Origin of the sequence: Mycobacterium sp. SMC-18 (assembly GCF_045310895.1) — a bacterium.
In the GTDB taxonomy this organism is placed as follows: Bacteria; Actinomycetota; Actinomycetes; order Mycobacteriales; family Mycobacteriaceae; genus Mycobacterium.
In genome coordinates this window covers 63,944-85,859 of record NZ_JBJIAL010000011.1, presented here as the reverse complement: position 1 = coordinate 85,859, position 21,916 = coordinate 63,944, and the positions used below count along the sequence as shown (strand labels likewise).

The following is a 21,916-nucleotide window of genomic DNA, read 5'->3' as shown; positions in this document are numbered from 1 at the left end:
CGCATGGCCTTACCGCTTGTCCATGATGCCCTCGATCTGGTCGACACCGTGGATGCCGCTGTTGGTGTCGCTGGCCAGGACGATGAGCCCGTTGCCCTCGTGGTTGAGCGTGACCAGCATGGTCTCGTGCGCCATCGCGGCGTGCTTGTTGCCGTGGTTGTAGAGCGGCGTGACGACGTCGTCGTTCAGCTTGGCGAAGAAGTTGGTGTCGATGCCGTTCGCGTTCCAGGCCCGGTACTGATGCTTGCTGTTCTGGACGAAGGTCTTGTCGTGGTCGGTGACCTCGATGACCTGGTCGACCCACTTGTGCTCGTCCTTGCTGACCTTGCCGGCCTTGACCGCCCGGTCGATGTCTTCGCGGGCGGGGCCGTAGAGCCGGGTGAGGTGGATGTGCAGTTGGTCGTATCCGCGGCCGTCCTGCGAGTTGATGCCGAGGGCCCAGTCCGGCGAGCTCCCGAAGTGGATCGAGTCGTAGGCGTCCTTGAAGTAGTTCGGGGCGTCCGAGCGCAGCAGGTTGGGGCATTCGATCCCGGTCTCCCGGACCGTCGGCACCACCAGCAGATCCTGGACCGCCTTGATGTCGTGCTTGCCCGGGTGCACAGCGAAGCCACGGGTCGAGTCATTGCCCGGCCACTGGACCTGCAAGTTGTGACCCGGGTTCTTCGGCGAGTGCTCTCCCACGCCGTGCGCCGGCGGCTTCACGCCGTCCCAGATCTTGTCGTCCTTGTGGGTGAGGTCGCACTCCATGAAATGCTGCGTGCCCGTCTCCGCGTGGGCGGCGGGCGAGAGACCGAACGCCAGCGCCGGCGCTGCCACCAGGGCGGCGGCGGCCGCGATACGGCGGGTGAAGCGGGAGCGGGTGGTCACGGTCGTGGTGGTCATATCGTCTCCTGAAGGTTGTGGGCCGTTTTGGCGTTGAAACAACCTTCGCGGAACCGACGGCCCAGGTCAGTCCGCTGATCGGGCCCTCGACCGGACGAAATCGGCGTCCCCCGATTGGGGGACATGCACCGGTTTCCGTTGATCGGCTCTTCTTTCGACACATTGGATTTGGAGCCGTCAACTTTCCTTGACCGTCAACGAAAGTTGACGGCTCCCGACGGAAGGTGTCTGTGGAGAGCCCGGCCTCGGTGATCGGTGTAACCCGCGCCGGCAAACCAGGTACCACCGGTCACATGTGAGTTGAGTAACCTGGCGCCATGTCCGATGCGTCGATTCTGTCCGTGCTGCGCGAGCGCGCCGGCGCGACTCCCGACGACGTGGCCTACACCTTCACCGACTACGACCACGACTGGGACGGCGTCACCGAGAGCCTGACCTGGGCCCAGCTGTACCGTCGCACCCTCAACGTGGCGCACGAGCTCCGCATGCACGGCGTCCCCGGCGACCGCGCGCTGATCATCGCGCCGCAGGGTCTGGCCTACATCGTCGGGTTCCTGGGCGCCATGCAGGCGGGTTTCATCGCGGTGCCGCTGTCGGTCCCGCTACCGGGTTCGCATGACGAGCGGGTGAGCGCCGTCATCACCGACACGTCGCCGACGGTCGTGCTGACCACCGCGGCCGCGTTCGACATCGCCGCGCAGAACGTGGACGACGGTGCCTCGATGGTCGCCGTGATCGCCGTCGACACGCTCGATCTGGACGCGGACCGGGACTTCGATGAAGAGGTGCCGGCCGGCCCGGACATCGCCTACCTGCAGTACACGTCGGGGTCGACGCGGTTGCCGGCCGGCGTGATGATCTCGCACAAGAACCTGCGCGTGAACATCGAGCAGTTGCTCGCCGATCTGCTGTCGCAGCACGGCGGCGAGCTGCCGCCGGGGTCGACGCTGGTCTCGTGGCTGCCCTTCTACCACGACATGGGCCTGGTGCTCGGGATCGCGGTGCCCATCTTCTCCGGCCACAAGGCCGACCTCATGAGTCCGATCGCCTTCCTGACGCGCCCGGTCCGCTGGCTGCAGGCGCTGTCGCGGAACAACCCGGCGTGGTCGGCGGCGCCGAACTTCGCGTTTGATCTCGCTACGCGCCGCGTCACCGACGAGGAGATGGCCGAGCTCGACCTCAGCGGCGTCATCGGCATCAACAACGGCGCCGAGCGCATCCACCCGCCCACCCTGATCAAGTTCGACGAGCGCTTCGCGGCCGTCGGCTTCCGGCCCGAGATGATGGTGCCGTCCTACGGCCTGGCCGAGGCCACGCTCTATGTGGCCAGCGGTGCGCACGGCCGGCCGCCCGAGGTCGTCGAGTTCGCCGCCGAAGAACTGACGCAGGGCATCGCCTTGCGCAAACCCGGTGGGACGCCGCTCATGCGGTACGGGCGGGCGCCCTCGCCGCTCCTCGAGATCGTCGATGCCGACACCTGCCAGGTGTGCCCCGACGGCGTCGTCGGCGAAATCTGGGTCCGTGGCGACAACGTGTCCGCCGGGTATTGGCGCAAGCCCGAGCAGACCGGGTCCGCCTTCGACGCGACCCTGGTGAACGCCCCCGAGGGCACCCCCGGGACGGGCTGGCTGCGCACCGGGGATCAGGGCTTCATCTCAGATGGCGACTTGTTCATCGTGGGCCGCATCAAGGACATGCTGATCGTGCGCGGCCGCAACCACTACTCCGACGACATCGAAGCGACGGTGCAGAAGATCAGCCGGGGACGGGTGGCGGCGATCGCCGTGACCGACGACCACACCGACCAGCTGGTCACCATCATCGAGCTCAAGGCGCGCGCCGATGCCGCGACGCTCGACGGGCTGAAAAACGATGTGGTGGCGGCGATTTCGCGGGCACACGGGTTGCAGGTCGCCGACGTCGTTCTGGTGGAAGCCGGGTCCATCCCGACCACCACGAGCGGCAAGATGCGGCGGTCGGCGTGTGTCGAGCAGTATCGGCAGGGACAGTTCATCCGGTTGGACGCGTAACCGCACCGCATGTGGATCACCCTGCTGGTGATGGCGATCGCGGTCAGCCTGGAGCCGTTCCGCATCGGCATGTCCGTTGTCATGCTGAACCGGCCGCGCCCGCACCTGCAGCTGGCGGCATTCCTGTGCGGCGGTTTCCTGATGGGCCTGTCCGTCGGCGCGGTGGTGCTGTTCTTCCTCGAGTCCCGGTTACCCGCTTGGGCCTCAGCACATTTCAACCTGCCGACGGTCCAGATCGTGATCGGCGTATTGGCCTTGGTGGCTGCAGTGCTGCTGGCCGTGACGAAGGGGCGCGAGCGGACCGTCCCGGACTGGCTGACCCGGCTGCTCACCGGGCGGTCGCTGTGGGTCGCGGGCGTCGCGGGCCTGGGCATCGCGCTGCCCTCGGTCGACTATCTCGCGGCGCTGGCCGTCATCGCCGCCGCGCACCTCGAGGCGGGGGTGCGAATGGGTGCGCTGGTGACCTTCAACGTGGTGGCGTTCTCGCTGGTCGAAATCCCGCTGCTGGCCTACCTCATCGCACCGCAACGCACGCGCACCGCAATGAGCAACCTGCACAACTGGATTCGCGCGCGCCAGCGTCACGAGGTCGCGGGTCTGCTGGCGGCAGTGGGTGTTGTGCTCGTCACCGCGGGTGCGGTGGGGATCTAGTTGCCGTTGTGGCCGCGAATGTGCAGCCAGCGCTTCCCGAACCCCGGATCCGCGATCTGTGTGCACGCTCGCGAACCGCCGGGCCGCGCATCGTCGCGAATGTGCAGACAGCGCATCCCTACGCAATTTTCCGTGATCTGGATGCACGCTCGACGAGGGATGCCGGTGCGGGTTCACCAGTCGCGGCCCAGGCTCGAGCCACCCGGGCCAGCACATCACTTTCGGCGTGCCGCTTGACCACTCGTATCCGCGTCCAGCCCAACTCATCTAGGTCCTCTGATCGAATGATGTCGTGGGCGAACCGACGTGGGTCCGTCCGGTGATGGTCACCGTCGTACTCGACTGCCAACTTGTATTTCTCCCAACCCATGTCGAGGTAGTACTGCCGCTTGCCGTCGGCACTCCGCACCGGAATTTGCGTCGTCGGTCTCGGGTACCCGGCGCGAATGAGCAATAGCCGTAACCAGGTCTCGGGTGGCGACTCGGCACCCGCGTCATAGAGGTCGAGGGCGGCGACCAATTGCCGCATGCCGCGCGCGCCGCGATGTTCGAGCGCAAGCCGGCGGACGGCATCCGCCGTGAAACCGGTTGCGTTGCCGAGTGCGTCGAGCCGAGCGATCGACTCATCGAGGGTGCCGCGGCGGCCGATGTCGAAGGCCGTCCGCTCAACGCTGGTGAAGGGAAGTCCGCCGCGAACAACGACGTCGTCTGCCGCCAGTTGAACCTTGTGCGTGACGATTCCAGCTGGTGGCCGGCGGCCCGACCAGGCCAGTTCGATCGGGAGGCGATCTTCGATGTAATCCGCGCCATGCAGGCGCGAGGCGGTAAGGCCGGCAATCACCCCACCGCGCCGTGACCACAACCAGGCCGCCGTGGCTCGGTGGTAGATCGTGAGGTCGTCACCCGACTTGTCGGTGTAGACGTCGGGGAACATCGCGGTGTACCGGGAGCGCAATTGATGCTTCCGCACTCGCCCGGCGGCAACCGCCTCGCTGCCGATGAATGGGGTCTGCACAAGCACTCACATTGCGGCATCGCAGGTATCGCGGGAACCGCGAAGGCACGATCTGTGGATGGATCGCGCACTGTGGATAGCCCGCTCAGTTCCGCGAATGTGCTGCCAGCGCGCCCCAAACGCGATTCTCGCGATCTGTACGCACACTCGCGGACCGAGCGAGGACGCGCAACCCCTAGTGCGCGCTCGGCCCGTGGCTGAGCACGTAGTTGATACCCGACATCAGCTGGGACACCGGGTCGGCGGCACCACCGAAGGCGGCCTGCGTGGCCGGGGCGGTGGCGGCAGCGGGGTCGTAGCCGTTGACGGGATCGACGGTGACGGGCGCGGTCGCCGGGTCGTCGTTGCGCGAATATCCCGCATCCACCATGGGTTTCATCACGGCGTCAAGGTGATTCATGTCCGCTTCGGACATGCCGAGGTACTTGAACGGCACGACGAGCGGCAGGTGCTGCTCGGGGATCATGTACGTCGTGGTCGTCGCGCCGCGGGAGTTGACGGTCTTGATGATGTTCTGCGGCGGCACGTTCTTCGGGTTGGTGAACGCCACCGCGGTGTGGCCGGTGGCGAGGCCGACGACGGCGTTCGCGAGCGCCATCAGGTTGTCCGGGCGGTCCGGCCAGTCGGCGATGCTGTCGTACGCGGAGATGAATTGGTAAGTGTCGTACTGACTGTCGACCACCGGCGGCATCAGGAAGTCGAGCGCGGGGACCGTGCTGCCGACGGGGTAGGTCTGCCGCAGGAAGCTCTGCGTCCACGGGTTGATGGCGAGCGGGTCACCGTAGGTGGCGAACGACAGCTCGTTGGGTGGCGGCGCGGCCGGGTCGTACGCGAGCCGGTCCTGCACGGCGTGCACGACCATGGCGCCCTCGGACAGGCCGATCACCGTGCCGGGGCCGCCGGCCTGAACGCGGTTGATGACGTTGTTCTTGCCGACCTCGACGGACTCACCAATGCTGGGGCCGTTCAAGCCGATCTCGGGCATCTTCTGATGTAGCTCGTCGATGCCCGGGATGACGCTGAGCACGTGGCCCTGCACCTGGCCGGCGGGGTAGTCGACGATCTCCCGATTGAGACCCGGGAACCAGTCGGCGCCGGTACGACGGATGTACTCGTCGTACGGGATGCCCATGACGTGCGCGCCGCCGAGTGCGTACCCACGGCCGGGGGTGCCGATCGGCGGGATGGCCGGCACGAGCGGGCCGCCGGAGCCGGCGTCAGAGCTGGAACCGGGACCGGTCCAGGGCTCGTCGGCCGTCGCGATCCAGTCGGCGAGGGGCCCGGAAGCACCGACCGTCAACAGCGTGGTGGCAATCGCCAACGAGCTGGCAAGTCGCTTGTTCATACGTTGCTCCCCTGCGGTTTCGGGCGGGACGGCCACCAGTTCGCTTCTCCGACGAGCGTGGCCATGGCAGGCACGGTGATGGTCCGCACCAGGAAGGTGTCCAGCAGGATGCCGGCGCCGATGACGAAGCCGCCCTGGATCACGGTACCGATGCTGGAGAACAGCAGACCCCACATGGAGGCCGCGAAGATCAGGCCGGCCGCGGTGATGACGCCGCCGGTCGACGACAGCGTGCGGATGATGCCGTACCGCATGCCGTGTGGCGATTCGTCACGCATGCGCGAGACGAACAGCATGTTGTAGTCGGCGCCGACCGCGACGAGCACCACGAAAGCCAATGGTGGGACGGTCCAGTGCAGCGGCTGGTGGAACAGGTACTGGAAGACCACGACGCCGATGCCGAGCGCCGCGAAGTACGAAAGCACCACGGAGCCAACCAGATACAGCGGCGCGATGAGCGACCGCAGCAACAGCATCAGAATCAGCAGCACCACCGCGACGGTGACGATGATGATGAACCGGATGTCGTTCTGGTAGTAGTCGCGGGTGTCCTTGAGCGCCACGGGATAGCCGCCCATCGACACCGTGGCATCCGACAGCGACGTGTTCGGCTGGGCGCCGCGGGCGGTGTCGCGGATGGTGTTGACCTGGTCCATCGCCGCGGCGCTGAACGGGTCGAGTTTGGTGAGCACGAGGTAGCGCACCGAGTGCCCGTCGGGCGAGATGAACATCTTGGACGCCGACTTGAAGGCCTCGAGCTGCAGCACCTCGGGCGGGATGTTGAAGCCCGCCTGGGTCGGGCCGCCCGCGTTCTGTTTCATCGACAGCAGGAACGCCCCGGCCTGGTCGAGGCCCGACCGCATCAGCTGGATCTGTTCGACGACCTCGTCGACCCCGTTGGCGACTTCGCGGCTGCCGCTCGCCGACCGATCGGCACCTTGACGGAGCTTAGTCAGATTGGCCTGCGCGCCCGCGGGACTGTCCATCCCCATGGTGCGCATCACCTTCGTCAGGTTGGTCATCGCACTCTGGAGTTGCTGCACCGACGCGTTGAGCGTCTTCTGGTCCTGCATGGTCTGCAGCTGCCCGGCGAGCTTGTTGATCTCGTCGATGGTGCCGTCCTGGCGCGCTTCTTCCAGACGCTGGAAGTGGCCGCGGGTTTCGGCACACGACAGGTCGAGGTCGCACACCGCGTTGTTCTGCAGCGCCGCCAGCACCGGGCCGACCCAGCCGAACATGTCTTTGGCCGCTGTGTAATTCAGCCCCAGGGTGTTGCCCAGCTTGCTGACGCTGTTGACGAGCTTGGCCGCGACTTCCACGTTCTGCACCAGCTTGTTGCCGCCGTACTGGCTGCGGATCGCGGTGAAGGCGTCGAGCGTCGTCTGCAGTTGCGTGGCGATCTGGCCGACCTGGCCGCGCACGTCGGCGAGGTTGGTCGCGAGCGTGTCGGCGCCCTTGGCCAGCCGGTTGATGTCGTTGGTGCGCTGGCCGATCATGCCCGCGCCTTCTGTCAGCCGGTCACCGACCAGGCCGGCCTGGAAGGTGGCCCGGAACTCCGGCGGCACCTCGCCGAGGGGACGGGTGATGCCGCTGACCATGGCGACGTCCGGTAGCTGGCTGATGCGCGACGCCATCTGCTCCAGGTCCGCGAGGGCCTGCGGCGAGCGCAGGTCGCGCGGCGATTGGACGAGGACGTAGGACGGCACCGACTGGTTGACGTTGAAGTGGCTCTCGAGCGCGGCGTACCCGATGGAGCTCGGGGCCGACGCTGCGACGGCCTTGCGGTCGTCGTAGTTGAACTTCGCGAAGCCCGCGGCGCTGGCCAGCAGGAGCAGCACCAGCAGGCTGGCCACCAGGTGCAGCTTCGGTCGGCGGACGATGCGCGCGCCGGACCGCCGCCACAGCTGTGCGGTGATCTCGTTGCGCGGTTTGATCCAGCCCCGCGGCCCGACGAGCGTGATGATCGCGGGCAGCAGCGTCACCGCGGCGAGGAACGCCACCAGGATGCCGATGGCCGACGAGACGCCAACCGTGGAGAAGACGCCCATCTTGGCGAAGCTGATGCCGAGGAAGGTGACGCCGACGGTCGCGGCCGACGCCGTGATGACCTTGCCGACGGAGCCCAGCGCCCGCCGGACGGCGTCGGTCGATTCCAGGCCCTGCCGCACATAGTCGTGGTAGCGGCTGATCAGGAACACCGCGTAGTCGGTGCCCGCGCCGAAGATCATGGCGCTCAACAGGATGATGGCCTGGTTCGACACCCCCAGCCCGGTCAGCTGGGACAGTCCGGCGACCGTCGCCTGCGCGATCACCAGCGACATGCCGATGCCGGCGAGCGGCAGCATCATGGTGACGGGATTGCGGTAGACGATCAGCAGCACCAGGAGCACGAGGACCGCGATGGCGATCTCGATGGGCATCCGGTCCTTCTCACCGGCGACGGTGAGGTCGGCGACGGTGGCCGCCGGTCCGGACAAGTGGATCTTCAGCGGGCTGCCGGCGGTGCTGTGCCGCACGATGTCGGCCACCCGGTTGTAGGCGGCGTACGACTGCGGTGTCCCCAGCGCGCCGGCCAGGCCGACGGGCAGCACCCAGGCCTTCTTGTCCTTGCTGGTCATGAAGTTGCGCAGCGGCGGGGTGCTGATGAAGTCCTGCATCATGACGACGTCGTGCGGGTCGTCGCGCAGAGCGTCCACCAACTTGCGGTAGGTGGCTTCGTCGTTGCGATCCAGGCCGCGGTCGTTGATCAGGACGACGAGCAGCAGGTCGTCGGTACCGGGTTCCTTGAAGGCCTCGGTCATGTGCCGGGCGGCGACGTTCGACGGCGCATCGGCGGGCAGCATCGCCAGTGGATGCTTCTGGGCCATCTCGTTGAGGCTGGGGACGGCCAGGGGCAGGGCCACCGCGAGCGTGATCCACAGGCCGATCACCGCCCAAGGCCACCGCACCACAAAATCGGCTAGCCGTCGCAAGTGGTCACCAGTTCCCGCCGTCGGCGATCCGCGTGCAGACCGACTTCATCGCCTCCAGGTACCGGGTCACGGACTTCTTGGCGATGGGGTTGTCCGGGTACATGACCTCCATGACCGTGCCGCCCTCGTAGCGGAAGACGTAGATGGTCAGCTGGTAGGAGTACCGGCCATCGGAGTAGATGCCGATGTTGTTGGCGTATCCCATCTCGGTGGCGGCCAGGATGGTGTTGAGCGGCGCCGCGCCGCCGTGCAGGAAGTTCGACACCGGGAAGTTGGGCCGCGGCCAGTCCAGCCACGGTGCGAGCTCCAGGACGCGGTAGTACGGAACCCGCGCCATGTTGAGGTTGCCGTCGAACGACTCCTGCGCCGCCCAAGCGGCTTCGTTGAAGGTCGCCGCGGCGATCGGCACGGTGATGGGCACCAGTCCCGTGAACCAGCCCTGCGTCATGAAGTTGTCCGACGTGCGCCGGGTGTCACGCGGGGTGAGGCCGTAATACGTTGCAGCACCGGTCAATTCGTGCTCGACCTGGGCCATGCAGGCGAACAGGCCGCCGACGAAGCGGGCGCCGGCCGCCTCACAGGCAGCCTCGAACCGCGCCGTCTGCTCGGGGTCCATGAGCGATTCGCCGACCATGTCGCCGACCGACGGCTCCATGGCGTTCCCCAACGGCAACGGGAACTCCGGCATGCTGTTGTTGTTGTTCTCAGCAAACTCGATCCAGGCCTGCACCTCGGGAGAGTCGACGGTCAGCGCCGAGGTGCGCTCGTGCTCCTGGACGCACCATTCGTCGAAGCTGCCGGCGTCGGGCAGAGCAAACGCTGAGCCCCCTGTTGTCAATGCTGTGTACCGGCCATGAGCCTCCAGCATCGTGATGCCGATGAGCGCCGCGTCGCCGTGGACGTGGTCGATGGCCGCGTAGAAGTTGAAGCTGTCTTCGCTCTGGACGATGCCGAAGGAGAAGCAGCCCCACTCGAGCGGCGTGGGGATGTCCACGAGGTGCTTGCGGACGTCCTCGACCGCCAGTTCACCGTGGTTGACGGGCTCGAACTCGAGGTCCTCGGGGTCGAGGATTGTATGGCGAAGGATCTCGCCCGTGCCATTTCCCGTCGCTCCGCTCGCCCCGTCCTCGGTGTACTCGAACCAGCTGAGGTAGGTGTCGTGCCTGCGCAGATAGGAGTTCAGCGCTTCGTTCATGGCCGCGATGTCGCACTGACCAGGGACTTCGCACGTCGCGATGATCTGCCGGGAGTACTCCAGGCCCGAACCGGTGCGCTCGACGACACCGCGGATGTGCTGGCCCTGCATGTAGCTGACCGGCACCGAACTCACAGGTGCCTGTCGGGCCACTTCGCGAGCCGCCTCGGTGGGGTGCCAGGAGGTCAGAACACCTGGGATCGGCGTCCAATCATCGATCTTTCCGATCGTGATCTTCCCGATTCGCAATTACTTTCCTCCCAGGTTTGGGCACACAGAGGCCCGGCAACACTGTTGGCGCCATCAACATACCCCGGCAACCTTTGCCGGCGCCGTTACGCCTGGTGGGGCGGTCCGCGCTGACCACCCACCACCGGCGCACATAATCCTCGTGCTTCAGCAACCTACATGTAATACTGGCCCGCAGAAGATGAGCTGGCCGTGGCCGTTCGGAAGATCAACTGGCCATTCATGACTGAGCCGGCCGTCAAGTAGATCTGCCGACCAATCGTCGAGGCCGGCCGTTCGCAACATAAATTCTGGCGCTGAACACGGTCTCCTGCGCGGGATCGGACGTCACCGGCAAAACGCGGAGGACAGCTTTTTCATGGCAACGATCGAAGGTCCGGAAACGTCCAGCTTCGCGATCGTCGGGTACGCCGCCCGCTTCCCCGGAGCCACCGACGCCGAATCCTTCTGGGAGATGCTGCGCGAAGGCCGGGACGCCGTATCCGAGGTGCCACAAGACCGGTGGGACGTCGACGAGTTCTTCGATGGCGATCCGGACGCCCGCGGCAAGATCATCACGCGCCGCGCCGGCTTCCTCGAAGACGCCGTCGGGTTCGACGCTCCTTTCTTCGGGGTGTCCACCCGCGAAGCCAAGATGATGGACCCGCAGCAGCGGTTGCTGCTGGAGATGGCGTGGCGCGCCGTCGAACACTCGGGCACGGCGCCGTCCGCTCTGGCCAACACGCAGACCGGCGTGTTCATCGGTCTGGCAACGCACGACTACCTGGGCATGGCCTCGGCCGAACTGACCTACCCGGAGATCGAGGCCTACATGGCCATCGGTACCTCAGGCGCCGCGGCAGCCGGCCGCATCAGCTACCGGCTGGGCCTGCAGGGTCCGGCCGTCACCGTCGACACCGCCTGCAGTTCGTCGCTGGTGGCCGTCCACCAGGCGTGCCAGGCCCTGCAGCTCGGCGAGTGCGATCTCGCGCTGGCCGGTGGCGCCAACGTCATCCTGAGCCCGGCGACCATGATCACCTTCTCGCAGTCGCGCATGCTGGCCCCGGACGGCAAGTGCAAGACGTTCGACGCCTCCGCCGACGGCTATGTGCGCGGCGAGGGCTGTGGCGTCATCGTCGTGAAGCGACTGGAAGACGCGGTGCGCGACGGCGACCGGATCCGGGCCGTCATCCGCGGCAGCGCCATCAACCAGGACGGCGCCTCGGGTGGCCTGACCGTCCCCAATGGTGTTGCGCAGCAACGTGTTATCGCCGAAGCGCTGGAGCGCGCGGGCCTGTCGCCTGCCGACGTCGGCTACTTGGAGGCGCACGGCACCGGCACGTCGCTGGGTGACCCGATCGAGGTGCAGGCCGCGGCCGCGGCCTACGGCACCGGGCACGACGCCGACAACCCGCTGCTGATCGGCTCGGTGAAGACGAACATCGGGCACCTGGAGGCCGCCGCGGGCGTCGCCGGCATCATCAAGGTCATCCTGTCGCTCGAGCATCAGGAACTGCCCAAGCACCTGCACTTCAAGAACCCGTCGCCGCACATCCCGTGGGACCGCATCCCGGTGAAGGTCGTCGACGAGGCCACCACCTGGGAACGCGGCGACCGGCCGCGCGTCGCGGGCATCAGCTCGTTCGGCTTCTCCGGCACCAATGCCCATGTCCTGCTTGAGGAAGCACCCGCCGCCGCGCCGGCGCAGGCACCGGCCGAGGAGCCTGACGACCGGCGCTTCATGGTGCTGCCGCTGTCGGCCCGAACCCCGGCCGCGCTGCTGCAGTCGGCCGAGGACTACCGCACCTGGCTGACCGCGCACCCCGAGGCCACCCTCTCGGACGTCTGCATCACCGCGGGTGCGGGCCGCGCCCACTTCGAGCACCGTGCCGCGCTCGTGGTCAATTCCCTGGATTCCGCGCGCGAATTGCTCGGCGCGCTGGCCGACGACCGCCCGGCGCCGGGCCTGGTGCGCGGCACGTCCGCCGACAAGCCGAAGACCGCCTGGCTGTTCCCCGGTCAGGGCAGCCAGTTCGCCGGCATGGCCAAGGAGCTGTTCGAGACCGAGCCGGTGTTCGCCGAGACCGTGAAGCAGTGCGCGGCCGCAGTCGCCGATGTGCTCGAAAAGCCTTTGCTGGACGTCATTTTCGAAGGTCCGGATGAGACGTTGCGCCTCACCAGCTACGCCCAGCCGGCGATCTTCGCCGTCGAGATGGGCCTGGCGCGGCTGTGGCAGTCGTGGGGTTTCGAGCCCGACGTCGTGCTCGGCCACAGCGTCGGCCAGTACACCGCGGCCTGCGTCGCCGGGGTGTTCAGCCTCGAAGACGGCATGCGCCTGCTCGCCGAGCGCGGTCGCCTGTTCGGGAACCTGCCCCCGGGCGGCCGGATGGCGGCGATCTTCGCCGCACCCGAGCGCGTCGAGCGGCTGACCGACGAATACCCCCGCCTCTCGGTCGCCGCGTACAACGGCGCCAACACCGTGCTCTCCGGTCCGGGCGCCGACCTGGAACGCGCTGTCGCCGGGCTGACCGGTGACGGCATCCGCTGCGACTGGCTGGAGACCAGCCACGCCTTCCACTCGGCGCTGCTGGACCCGGCGCTCGACGAATTCGAGTCGTACGCAAACCAATTCACGTTCAATGCGCCGCAGCGCATCCTGGTGTGCAACCGCACCGGTGACACCCTGGGGCGCACCGCCAAGCTCGACGGCCAGTACTGGCGCCGGCACGCACGTCAGCCCGTCGAGTTCTCCAAGGGCGTCGAGACGCTCGCCAAGCTCGGTTGCGCGGTACTGCTCGAAGTCGGCCCGCAGCCGATCCTGACCGCCGCGGCCCTGCGCGCCTGGCCCGACCCGACGAGCGCACCGCGCGCCATTGCGTCGTTGCGCCGCAAGGGCGCCGACCACCGGCAGATCACCGAGGCGCTGGCCACCACCTACACCGTCGGCCACCTGCCCGACTTCGCCGCCGTCCGGCCCGGCTCGGCCCACAATGTCGATCTGCCGACCTACCCCTTCCAGCGCAAGGCGTACTGGTTCCGCGACGAGCGCGTCGCACCGTCCGCCACGGCGCACATGGGCGGGGCGACCACCGAGGCCGTCCGCCTGCTCGAAGACGGCCGCATCGATGAGCTCGCCACCTTGCTGGGCGGCACCGATGAATCGACGACCGCAGTGCTGAACAAGCTTGCGGCCCAGCACAACCGGCAGCGCACCGCGCAATCCGTCTCGGACGCCCGGTACGAAATCCGCTGGGACAAGATCGCGGCCGGAGCGCCCGCGGAGGTCGGCGAGGGCTCCGCGTGGGTCGTCATCAGCGACGACGCGGCCGTGCTCGCGCCGCTGACCGAGGCCCTGACCCGGGCCGGCCACCGGCACCGCGTTCTCGGGTTGCTGAGCTCCGACGCCGACGAGCAGCAGCTGGAGGCCGACCTGCGCGCGGCTGTCGAGGAGGAGCCGACGCTGCGCATCCTGCACGTCGCCGGGCTCGATGCCGACCGGGCTTCCATGCAGGCCGTGCTGCGGGTGCAGCACCATGTCCTCAGCGGCACGCAGCGCCTGTTCCGCGCGGCGGCCGCCGCCGAGCTGCGGGCGCCCATCTGGGTGATCACCCGTGGTGCACAACGCGTTACCGACACCGACACCGTCGCACCCGAGCAGACGGGTCTGTGGGGCTTCGGCCGTTCGGCAGCGCTGGAATACCCCCAGGTGTGGGGCGGTCTGGCCGACCTGGCCGAGGGCAGCACCGAGGAATGGTCGCGGTTGCTCACCCAGGTGATCGCGGCGCCGCGCGGCGAAGACCAGATCGCGCTGCGCGCCGAGGGGGTGCACGTGCCGCGCCTGGTCCGCCGTACCGGGCAGCCGAACCCGACTCAGCTGGAATTGCGCACTGACGCAACGTATCTGGTGACCGGTGGCCTGGGTTCGCTCGGCCTGGAGATCGCGGGTCACCTGGCCGCGCACGGCGCCCGGAATCTGGTACTGACCAGCCGGCGCGCGCCGAGTGAGGCAGCGCAGCAGCGCATTGACGCACTGCGCGAGCAGTACGGCTGCCAGACGCGTGTCGTCACCGCCGATGTCGCCAATCCGCACGACGTCGCCCGCCTGATGTCGACCCTGCGCGCCGAACTGCCGCCGCTGGCCGGTGTCGTGCACGCCGCCGGCGAGAACAGCACCACGCCGCTGGCCACCCTGGAAGACGCCGAGCTGGAGCGCGTCTTCTCCGGGAAGGTCTGGGGCGCTTGGTACCTGAGTGAAGCCGTCACCGACCTGAAGCTGGACTTCTTCCTGTCCACGTCGTCGATCTCGGCGGTGTGGGGCAGCTACGGCCAGACCGCCTACAGCGCCGCCAACGCGTTCCTCGACGGCCTGACCTGGCGCCTGCGTGAGCAGGGCGTGCCCGGCATGAGCGTCAACTTCGGCCCTTGGGGGGCGGGCGGGAACGGCCACGCCGCCGGTATGGCCGACCCCGATGCCCGCGCCCAGTTGGAGCGCCGCGGCGTCCGCACCCTGTCCCCCGCCGACGCCCTCACCGGCATGGCCGACGTCATGGTGGCCGGTGGCAACCCCGCGGAAGCCGTTGTGGCACGCATGGATTGGGCCAAGTTCCTGCCGATCTACTCGCAGGCCGGGTCCCGTGCCCTGCTCGCCGAGGTCGCCCGTGAGGTGCCCGAATCCGCGACCGCCGGCGCCGTCGGCGCGTCCGGCAACACCCGACTGGTCGAGCAGCTCATCGCCGCGCCGGTGCAGCAGCGCAAGAAGCTCGTCTTGGAGTACCTGCGCGACGCCGTCGCCGAGGTGACGCGCATCGAGGCCTCCGAGATCCGCGAGGAGACCGGATTCTTCGACCTCGGCATGGACTCGCTGATGGCCGTCGAACTGCGTCGCCGTCTGGAACAGGGTGTCGGCAAGGAACTTCCGGCGACGCTCGCGATGGACCACCCCCGCCTCACCGATGTCGCGGACTACCTGCTCAGCGACATCCTCAACCTCAGCGAGAAGGCCGGTACGAAGGCCGTCACCGAGGTCAAGTCGCTCGCCGCTGCCGACGAGCCCATCGCCATCGTCTCTGTGGCGTGCCGTTTCCCGGGCTCGCCCGATCCGGATGCGTTCTGGCAGGTGCTTTCTCAGGGTGTCGACGCGATCAGCGAAATCCCCGAGGACCGCTTCGACGTCGACGAGTTCTACGACCCCGACGCCATGACGCCGGGCAAGATCTACACCCGCTCCGGTGGCTACCTGGACAGCGTCGACACCTTCGATCCGGAGTTCTTCGGCATCTCGCCGCGCGAGGCCGTGTGGATCGACCCGCAGCAGCGGCTGATGCTCGAAATCGCCTGGGAAGGCCTGGAACGGGCCGGCTATGCGCCGGCGGCGTTGCGCGGCAGCCGAACCGGCGTGTTCATCGGCGTCGGCGCCAACGAGTACTCGCACCTGCTCTCGGGCGGCTCCGTCGAAAATCTCGAACCGCACTTCATCACCGGTAACGCGCTCAACGCCATCGCGGGTCGCGTGTCGTTCACGCTGGGTCTGGAAGGTCCGGCCATGGCGGTCGACACCGCCTGCAGCTCCTCGCTGGTCGCGGTGCACCAGGCGGTGCAGGCCCTGCACGCGGGTGACTGCGACATGGCTCTGGCCGGTGGCGTCAACGTGCTGCTGAGCCCGGCGTCCATCGTCGCGGCGTCCCGCGCGCGGATGCTGGCGCCCGACGGCCGCTGCAAGACGTTCGACGCCGCCGCCGACGGTTACGTCCGCGGTGAAGGCTGCGGTGTCCTGGTCCTCAAGCGGCTCAGTGACGCCCAGCGCGACGGCGACCGCATCGCCGCGGTCATCCGCAGCACCGCGGTCAACCAGGACGGTGCGTCCAGCGGCCTCACCGTCCCCAATGGTGGTGCACAGCAACGACTCATCAACACCGCGCTGGCCCGGGCCGGACTCAGCGGCGGCGACGTCGACTACCTCGAGGCGCACGGCACCGGCACGCCGCTCGGCGACCCGATCGAGGTCCAGGCCGCGGCGGCCGCCTATGGCGCCGGCCGTGATGCCAACCGGCCGCTGCTCATGGGTACCGCGAAGACCAACATCGGGCACCTCGAATCCGCGGCCGGCGTCGCCGGTCTGGTCAAGGTCGTGTTGTCGCTCGAGCACGAAATGCTCCCGCAGACCCTGCATTTCAACAAGCCGTCGCCGCACATCCCGTGGGACTCGCTGCCCGTCCAGGTGGTCGACAAGCCCACCCCGTGGCACACCGACGGCCGTCCGCGTCGCGCCGGTGTGAGCTCCTTCGGCTTCACCGGCACCAACGCGCACGTGCTGCTGGAAGAGGCACCGGTGATCACCGCCGATGACGACGTCACGGATGAGACCACACCGGAAACCCCTGCCGCCGAACCGATCAGCGTCCTGCCGCTGTCGGCGCGCTCGGCCCAAGGCCTGACGGCGCTCGCCCAGCGGTACCGCGACTGGCTCGAAGCGCACCCCGACGCCTCGATCGCCGACGTCTGCTTCACCGCCGGTTCGGGACGTTCGCACTTCGAGCACCGCGCCGCGGTGGTCGCGAACACCGTCCACGACGCCAAGAACCTGCTGGAAGACCTGGTGGCGAACAAGCTGCGGCCGGGCGTGCTCAAGGGCGAATGCACCGACCCGCCGACCACGGCGTGGTTCTTCCCCGGCCAGGGCAGCCAGTACCCGGGCATGGCGCGCGAATTGTTCGACACCGAACCGGTTTTCGCCGACGTCGTACGCCGGTGCGCGCAGGCCGTCGACCCGATGCTGCCGCGCCCGCTGCTGGAGGTCATGTTCGGCAACGACCGCGAGGCGGCAGAGACCCTACGCAACACCGCGTTCGCGCAACCCGCGATCTTCGCCGTCGAGATGGGCCTGGCCCGCTTGTGGCAGTCGTGGGGCATCGAGCCCGATGCGGTGCTGGGCCACAGCGTCGGTCAGTACGCGGCGGCCTGCGTGGCTGGGGTGTTCAGTCTGGAGGACGGCGCCCGTCTGATCGCCGAGCGCGGCCGGCTGTTCGCCAGCCTGCCGGCCGGTGGCCGCATGGTCGCGGTGTTCGCCGATCCCGAATATGTGGAGCGTGCTGCTGAGGCGTTCCCGCGGGTGTCGGTCGGTGCGTACAACGGCCGCAACACCGTGCTGTCGGGTCCGGGTGAGGACCTGGAGCAGATCGTCGCCGCCTGCAGCGAGGACGCCACGCGCTGCACCTGGCTCGAGACGAGCCACGCCTTCCATTCGGAGCTGCTCGACCCGGTACTCGACGAATTCGAGGCCTTCGCAACGCAGTTCCAGTTCGCGGTGCCGACCCTGCCGCTGATCTGCAACCGGACCGGTTCGGTCCTCACTGCCGAGACGCCCATCAACGCGCAGTACTGGCGGCGGCATTCGCGTCAGCCCGTGCAGTTCACCGAGAGCGTCAAGACCGTGGCGGCGCTGGGTTGCTCGGTGCTGATGGAGATCGGGCCGCAGCCGATCCTGACCGCGGCCGCGCTGCAGTGCTGGCCCGAGGGCGCCGAGACCCCGCGCGCCATCGTGTCCCTGCGCAAGGGTGCCAACGCGCAGCGTCAGATCACCGAAGCGCTTGCCACGACGTACATCTGCGGGCACCGGCCGGACTTCTCGGTCAAGAACCGCGGACACCGTGTCGAGCTGCCGACGTACCCGTTCCAGCGGCGCCGCTTCTGGCCCAAGACCGCCAACGTCGTGGGAATGAGCTCCGGCGGGGCCGCCGCCACGTCCGGAATCCTGGGCAGTGCCAAGGATCTGGCCACCGGCGACACGATCTACAGCAATGTGCTGTCGGTCAAGACGCAGCCGTGGCTGTCGCACCACGTCATCTACGGCACCGTCGTGGTGCCGGGCGCGACGTACGCGGCCATGGCGCTGGCCTCGGTCGGCGCACCGGCGCGGGTGAAGGAAGTCTTCTTCTACGAGCCGATCATCCTGCCCGACAAGGCGTCTCGTGAGACCCAGCTGACCATCCGCACCCTCGAGGGCGGCGAAGGCTGGAAGTTCCAGGTCCACAGCCGCCCGAACGGCGTGCGGGAAGCCGAGTGGTCGCTCAACGCCGACGGCACCCTGCTGGCCGGCGCCGACGAGGCCGACGCGTCCGACAACGTCGCCGGTTCGATGGAGGACGTCGTCGAGCGCATGGAGCGGTTGCGTCCGCAGCAGCTGTTCGAGACCTTCAACGACATGGAATTGGCATGGGGCCCAACGTGGTCCACGTCGCTCAAGTCGCTGTGGGTGCGCGACGGCATGGCCATCGGTGATGTGTCGGTCGGTGACGAGCTCGCCGAGCACCTGAGCACCGAGCCCATCCACCCCGTCCTGCTGGACCTGTGCACCGGTGTGGCCTTCCCGGCCTTCCCGGCGCTGCTGGCCGCCGAACACGGCATGCACGACCTGTTCCTGCCGCTGCGGTACGGCCAGGTCGAGCTGCGCGAGAAGATGCCGCGGCGCTTCTACGCGCGGGCACGCTGGCACACCAGTGAGCTGACCAACGAGACGCAGGTCTTCGACATCGACTTCCTCGATCGCGACGGCAAGCGCCTCGGTGGCATCACCGAGTTCACCGTGAAGCGGGCACCGCGTGAGGCATTGATGCGCGGGCTTGGCGGCGACACCACTCGCCTGCTGTACACGCTGGGCTGGCAGGAGGGTGCGGCACCGGGTGTTACTGACGCGGCCGAAGCTGCGACCACAGCGACCACCGGCACCTGGCTGGTCGCGGGATTCGACGAGTTGGCCGCCGGTCTCCCCGGGGCCGTCAAGCTCGACCAGACCCTGGACGCCGCCGCCTGGCAGCAGGCGATCATCACGGCAGCCGAGGCCGGCTCCCCCGTCACCGGAATCGTCTGGCGCGCTTCGGGCTACGAGGACGCCGACGTCGCGGCCCGCCTCGAGACCGAGGTCGGCACCGTGCTGGCAGGCATGCAGATCGCACTCGCCGAGGAGAAGCTGAACCTCACCGGCGGCCTGTGGATCGTCACCGAGCGCGCCGTGGCCACCGAGCCAGGCGAGCCCGTCGACCCCGTGCAGGCCGCGCTGTGGGGCCTGGGGCGCACCGTCATCAACGAGCAGCCGACCCTGCGGCTGAAGCTCGTCGACCTCGACGGCGCCGACGACAACGCCACCAACTGGCTGACCGGCATTCTGGGCACTCCCGTCACCGAGTCGGAATTCGCACTGCGGCAAGGCAAGTTCCTCGTGCCACGGCTGATGCACTGGGCGCGCAGCGGCCACCTGCCGATGCCGCGTTCCGACGACTACGTGCTGGCTCCCACCGAGCGGGGCGCGATCGACAACCTGCGGCTGACCGAGAAAGAAGTGACGCCGCCCGAGCCGCACGAGGTGCAGGTCCGGATCGAGGCCGCCGGCCTCAACTTCCGCGACGTGCTCAACGTGCTCGGCCTGTACCCGGGCGATCCGGGGCCCATCGGTGGCGATCTGTGCGGTGTCATCACCGAATTGGGTTCGGAGGTCACCCGATTCGAGGTCGGGCAGCGGGTGTTCGGCTCCATGCAGGGCGCCTTCTCCAGCCGGCTCAACGTGCCGGAGCAGCTGCTCGCCGTGGTCCCCGAGGGCATCAACCCGGTCGACGCGGCGACGCTGCCCGCGGCGGCGCTGACGGTCCGGTTGGCGTTCGACTGGGCGCAGCTCAAGCCGGGCGACCGCGTGCTGATCCACGCCGCCAGTGGTGGTGTCGGCTTGGCGGCGGTGCAGATGGCGCGCCAGAAGGGCGCGATCGTCTTCGCCACCGCCAGCACCTACAAGCGCGCGACGCTGCGCAAGATGGGCGTGGAGCACGTCTACGACTCGCGCACAACCGATTTCGCGGACCAGATTCTCGCCGACACCAACGGCGAGGGCGTGGACGTGGTGCTCAATAGCCTGACCAACGAGGGCTTCGTCGAGGCCACGGTGCGCGCGACCGCCCAGGGCGGCCGATTCGCCGAGATCGCCAAGCGCGACATCTGGACCCCCGAACGCATGGCAGAGGCGCGGCCGGACATCAACTACGAGATCGTCGCGCTGGACGTGACGATGATGACCGATCCCGCGCACATCCAGCGGCTCATGGAAGAGGTGGCCGACGGCCTGGCCAAGGGTGAGTGGACGCCGGTGCCCGCCGAGGTCTACCCGCTGACCGAGGCCAAGACGGCGTTCCGCCGGATGCAGCAGGCCCGGCACATCGGCAAGATCGTGGTGCAGATGCCGAAACCGCTGCAGCCGCACGGTGATCGGACCTACCTGGTGACCGGTGGTCTCGGGGCGCTCGGTCTGCACACCGCCGCCTACCTGGCCCAGCTGGGTGCCGGCGACATCGTGCTGACCAGCCGGCGCGAGCCGGACGGCGAGGCGCAGCGCGCCATCGACGCGATGATGGAGCGCTTCCACTGCCGGGTGCACGTCTTCTCCGGCGACGTCGGTGACGAGTCCTCGGTTACCGCGTTGCTCGACCGGATCCGCACCGAACTGCCGCCGCTGGCCGGCGTGGCCCACCTGGCGGGTGTGCTCGACGACGCGCTGCTGCCCCAGCAGGATCTGGAGCGCTTCCGGAAGACCCTGGGCCCCAAGGCCTTCGGCGCGCTGCACCTGCACAAGCTGACGCAGGACGACGATCTCGACTTCTTCATCGTCTACTCGTCGGCGTCGGCGGTGCTGGGTTCACCGGCGCAAGCCAACTACGCGACGGCCAACGCGCTGCTCGACGGCCTCGTCGCGCACCGCCGGGCACTGGGTCTGCCGGCCACGGCCGTCAACTTCGGTCCGTGGGGCCGCGGCGGCATGGCCAGCTCGCAGGCTGCCACCGCGAACCTCAGCGCGCAGGGCATGATGCCGCTCGAGCCGTCGGCGGCCCTGGCTGCCCTCGGTGAGGTGATCCGCCACGGTGCGGCGCAGGCGACGGTCCTCAAAGCCAACTGGCAGCGGGCCGCCAAGATGCTCGGCGGCATCCGCCCGCCGCTGCTCGACCAGGTGTTGCCGACCAGCGACACCGCGGCCGCCGGCGACAGCGAGCTGCTGCGGCAGCTGCAGGAGATTCCGGACGCCCAGCGCGCCGGCTTCATCACCGAGTTCCTGCAGAAGGAGGTGCAGGGCTTCCTGCGCCTGGCGCAGCCGCCCGCGGCCACGAGCCGGTTCCTCGATCTGGGCACCGACTCGTTGATGGCGGTCGAGCTCCGCAACCGGTTGTTCGGTCAGTTCGGCGGCAAGTTCGACATCAGCCCGACGGCGATCTTCGACTACCCGACCCTCGGCGAACTCGCCGGGCACCTGGCGTCGCAGCTGCCGCCGTCGGATGCGCCATCGGGTGCACCGGAGGCGACGGTTGAGGAGTCGGCCGCGGCGGAGTCGGCGGCGGAGGCTGCGGCGCCTGCCGAGGCTGCCGGCGACGCCGAGCCTGAGGCACCTGCCGCACAGGAGTGACGACTGTGACGGGTGTGCACGCGGTCTGAACCGGCCGCGTGCACACCCAGTCCTTTGGGCCTACCAGCCCAGAAATACCCCGCACTGGCGTCAATAAGTTATTGACGTGCGCGAGCAATTCTGTCAGGCTCGAGCCCCGGGAACGCGACCGCCGACCGGATCGC

At 68.3% G+C, this 21,916-nt stretch carries 8 protein-coding genes; 3 read left to right on the top strand and 5 right to left on the bottom strand.

Annotated elements, in window-relative coordinates:
* Positions 1–9: 9 nt before the first annotated feature.
* Positions 10–882: a CDP-diacylglycerol diphosphatase gene (locus ACJH6J_RS12255; protein WP_406803997.1), complete on the bottom strand. Its 873-nt coding sequence runs from the start codon at positions 880–882 to the stop codon at positions 10–12.
* A gap of 317 nt (positions 883–1,199) precedes the next feature.
* On the opposite strand from ACJH6J_RS12255, the gene ACJH6J_RS12250 reads away from it, so the two are divergent.
* Positions 1,200–2,912, top strand: coding sequence for an AMP-binding protein (locus ACJH6J_RS12250; RefSeq protein ID WP_406801661.1), 1,713 nt, complete (start codon positions 1,200–1,202; stop codon positions 2,910–2,912).
* A 9-nt stretch (positions 2,913–2,921) separates the two neighbouring features.
* Entirely contained in the window at positions 2,922–3,563 is a 642-nt protein-coding gene (locus ACJH6J_RS12245; RefSeq protein WP_406801660.1) for a GAP family protein, read from the top strand.
* Positions 3,564–3,681: 118 nt separating this feature from the next.
* Here the strand turns inward: ACJH6J_RS12245 and ACJH6J_RS12240 are convergent, their stop codons facing one another.
* The 4 genes from ACJH6J_RS12240 to ACJH6J_RS12225 all read right to left on the bottom strand — a co-directional run bounded on the left by ACJH6J_RS12240 (position 3,682) and on the right by ACJH6J_RS12225 (position 10,339).
* A complete protein-coding gene (locus ACJH6J_RS12240) occupies positions 3,682–4,578 on the bottom strand; it encodes a hypothetical protein (RefSeq protein ID WP_406801659.1) in 897 nt (298 codons plus the stop codon).
* Between the two features lie 175 nt (positions 4,579–4,753).
* A complete protein-coding gene (gene pe, locus ACJH6J_RS12235; RefSeq protein WP_135356778.1) occupies positions 4,754–5,923 on the bottom strand; it encodes an acyltransferase PE in 1,170 nt (389 codons plus the stop codon).
* Complete coding sequence (locus ACJH6J_RS12230; RefSeq protein ID WP_406803996.1) at positions 5,920–8,895, bottom strand: RND family transporter; 2,976 nt, start codon at positions 8,893–8,895, stop codon at positions 5,920–5,922. The genes pe and ACJH6J_RS12230 overlap by 4 nt, the downstream gene beginning before the upstream one ends.
* Positions 8,896–8,899: 4 nt before the next feature.
* Positions 8,900–10,339: a condensation domain-containing protein gene (locus ACJH6J_RS12225; RefSeq protein WP_406803995.1), complete on the bottom strand. Its 1,440-nt coding sequence runs from the start codon at positions 10,337–10,339 to the stop codon at positions 8,900–8,902.
* Positions 10,340–10,697: 358 nt separating this feature from the next.
* Here ACJH6J_RS12225 and ACJH6J_RS12220 point away from each other — a divergent pair, with 358 nt between their 5' ends.
* Positions 10,698–21,752, top strand: a complete 11,055-nt coding sequence (locus tag ACJH6J_RS12220; protein WP_406803994.1) for a type I polyketide synthase — start codon at positions 10,698–10,700, stop codon at positions 21,750–21,752.
* Positions 21,753–21,916 lie beyond the last annotated feature (164 nt).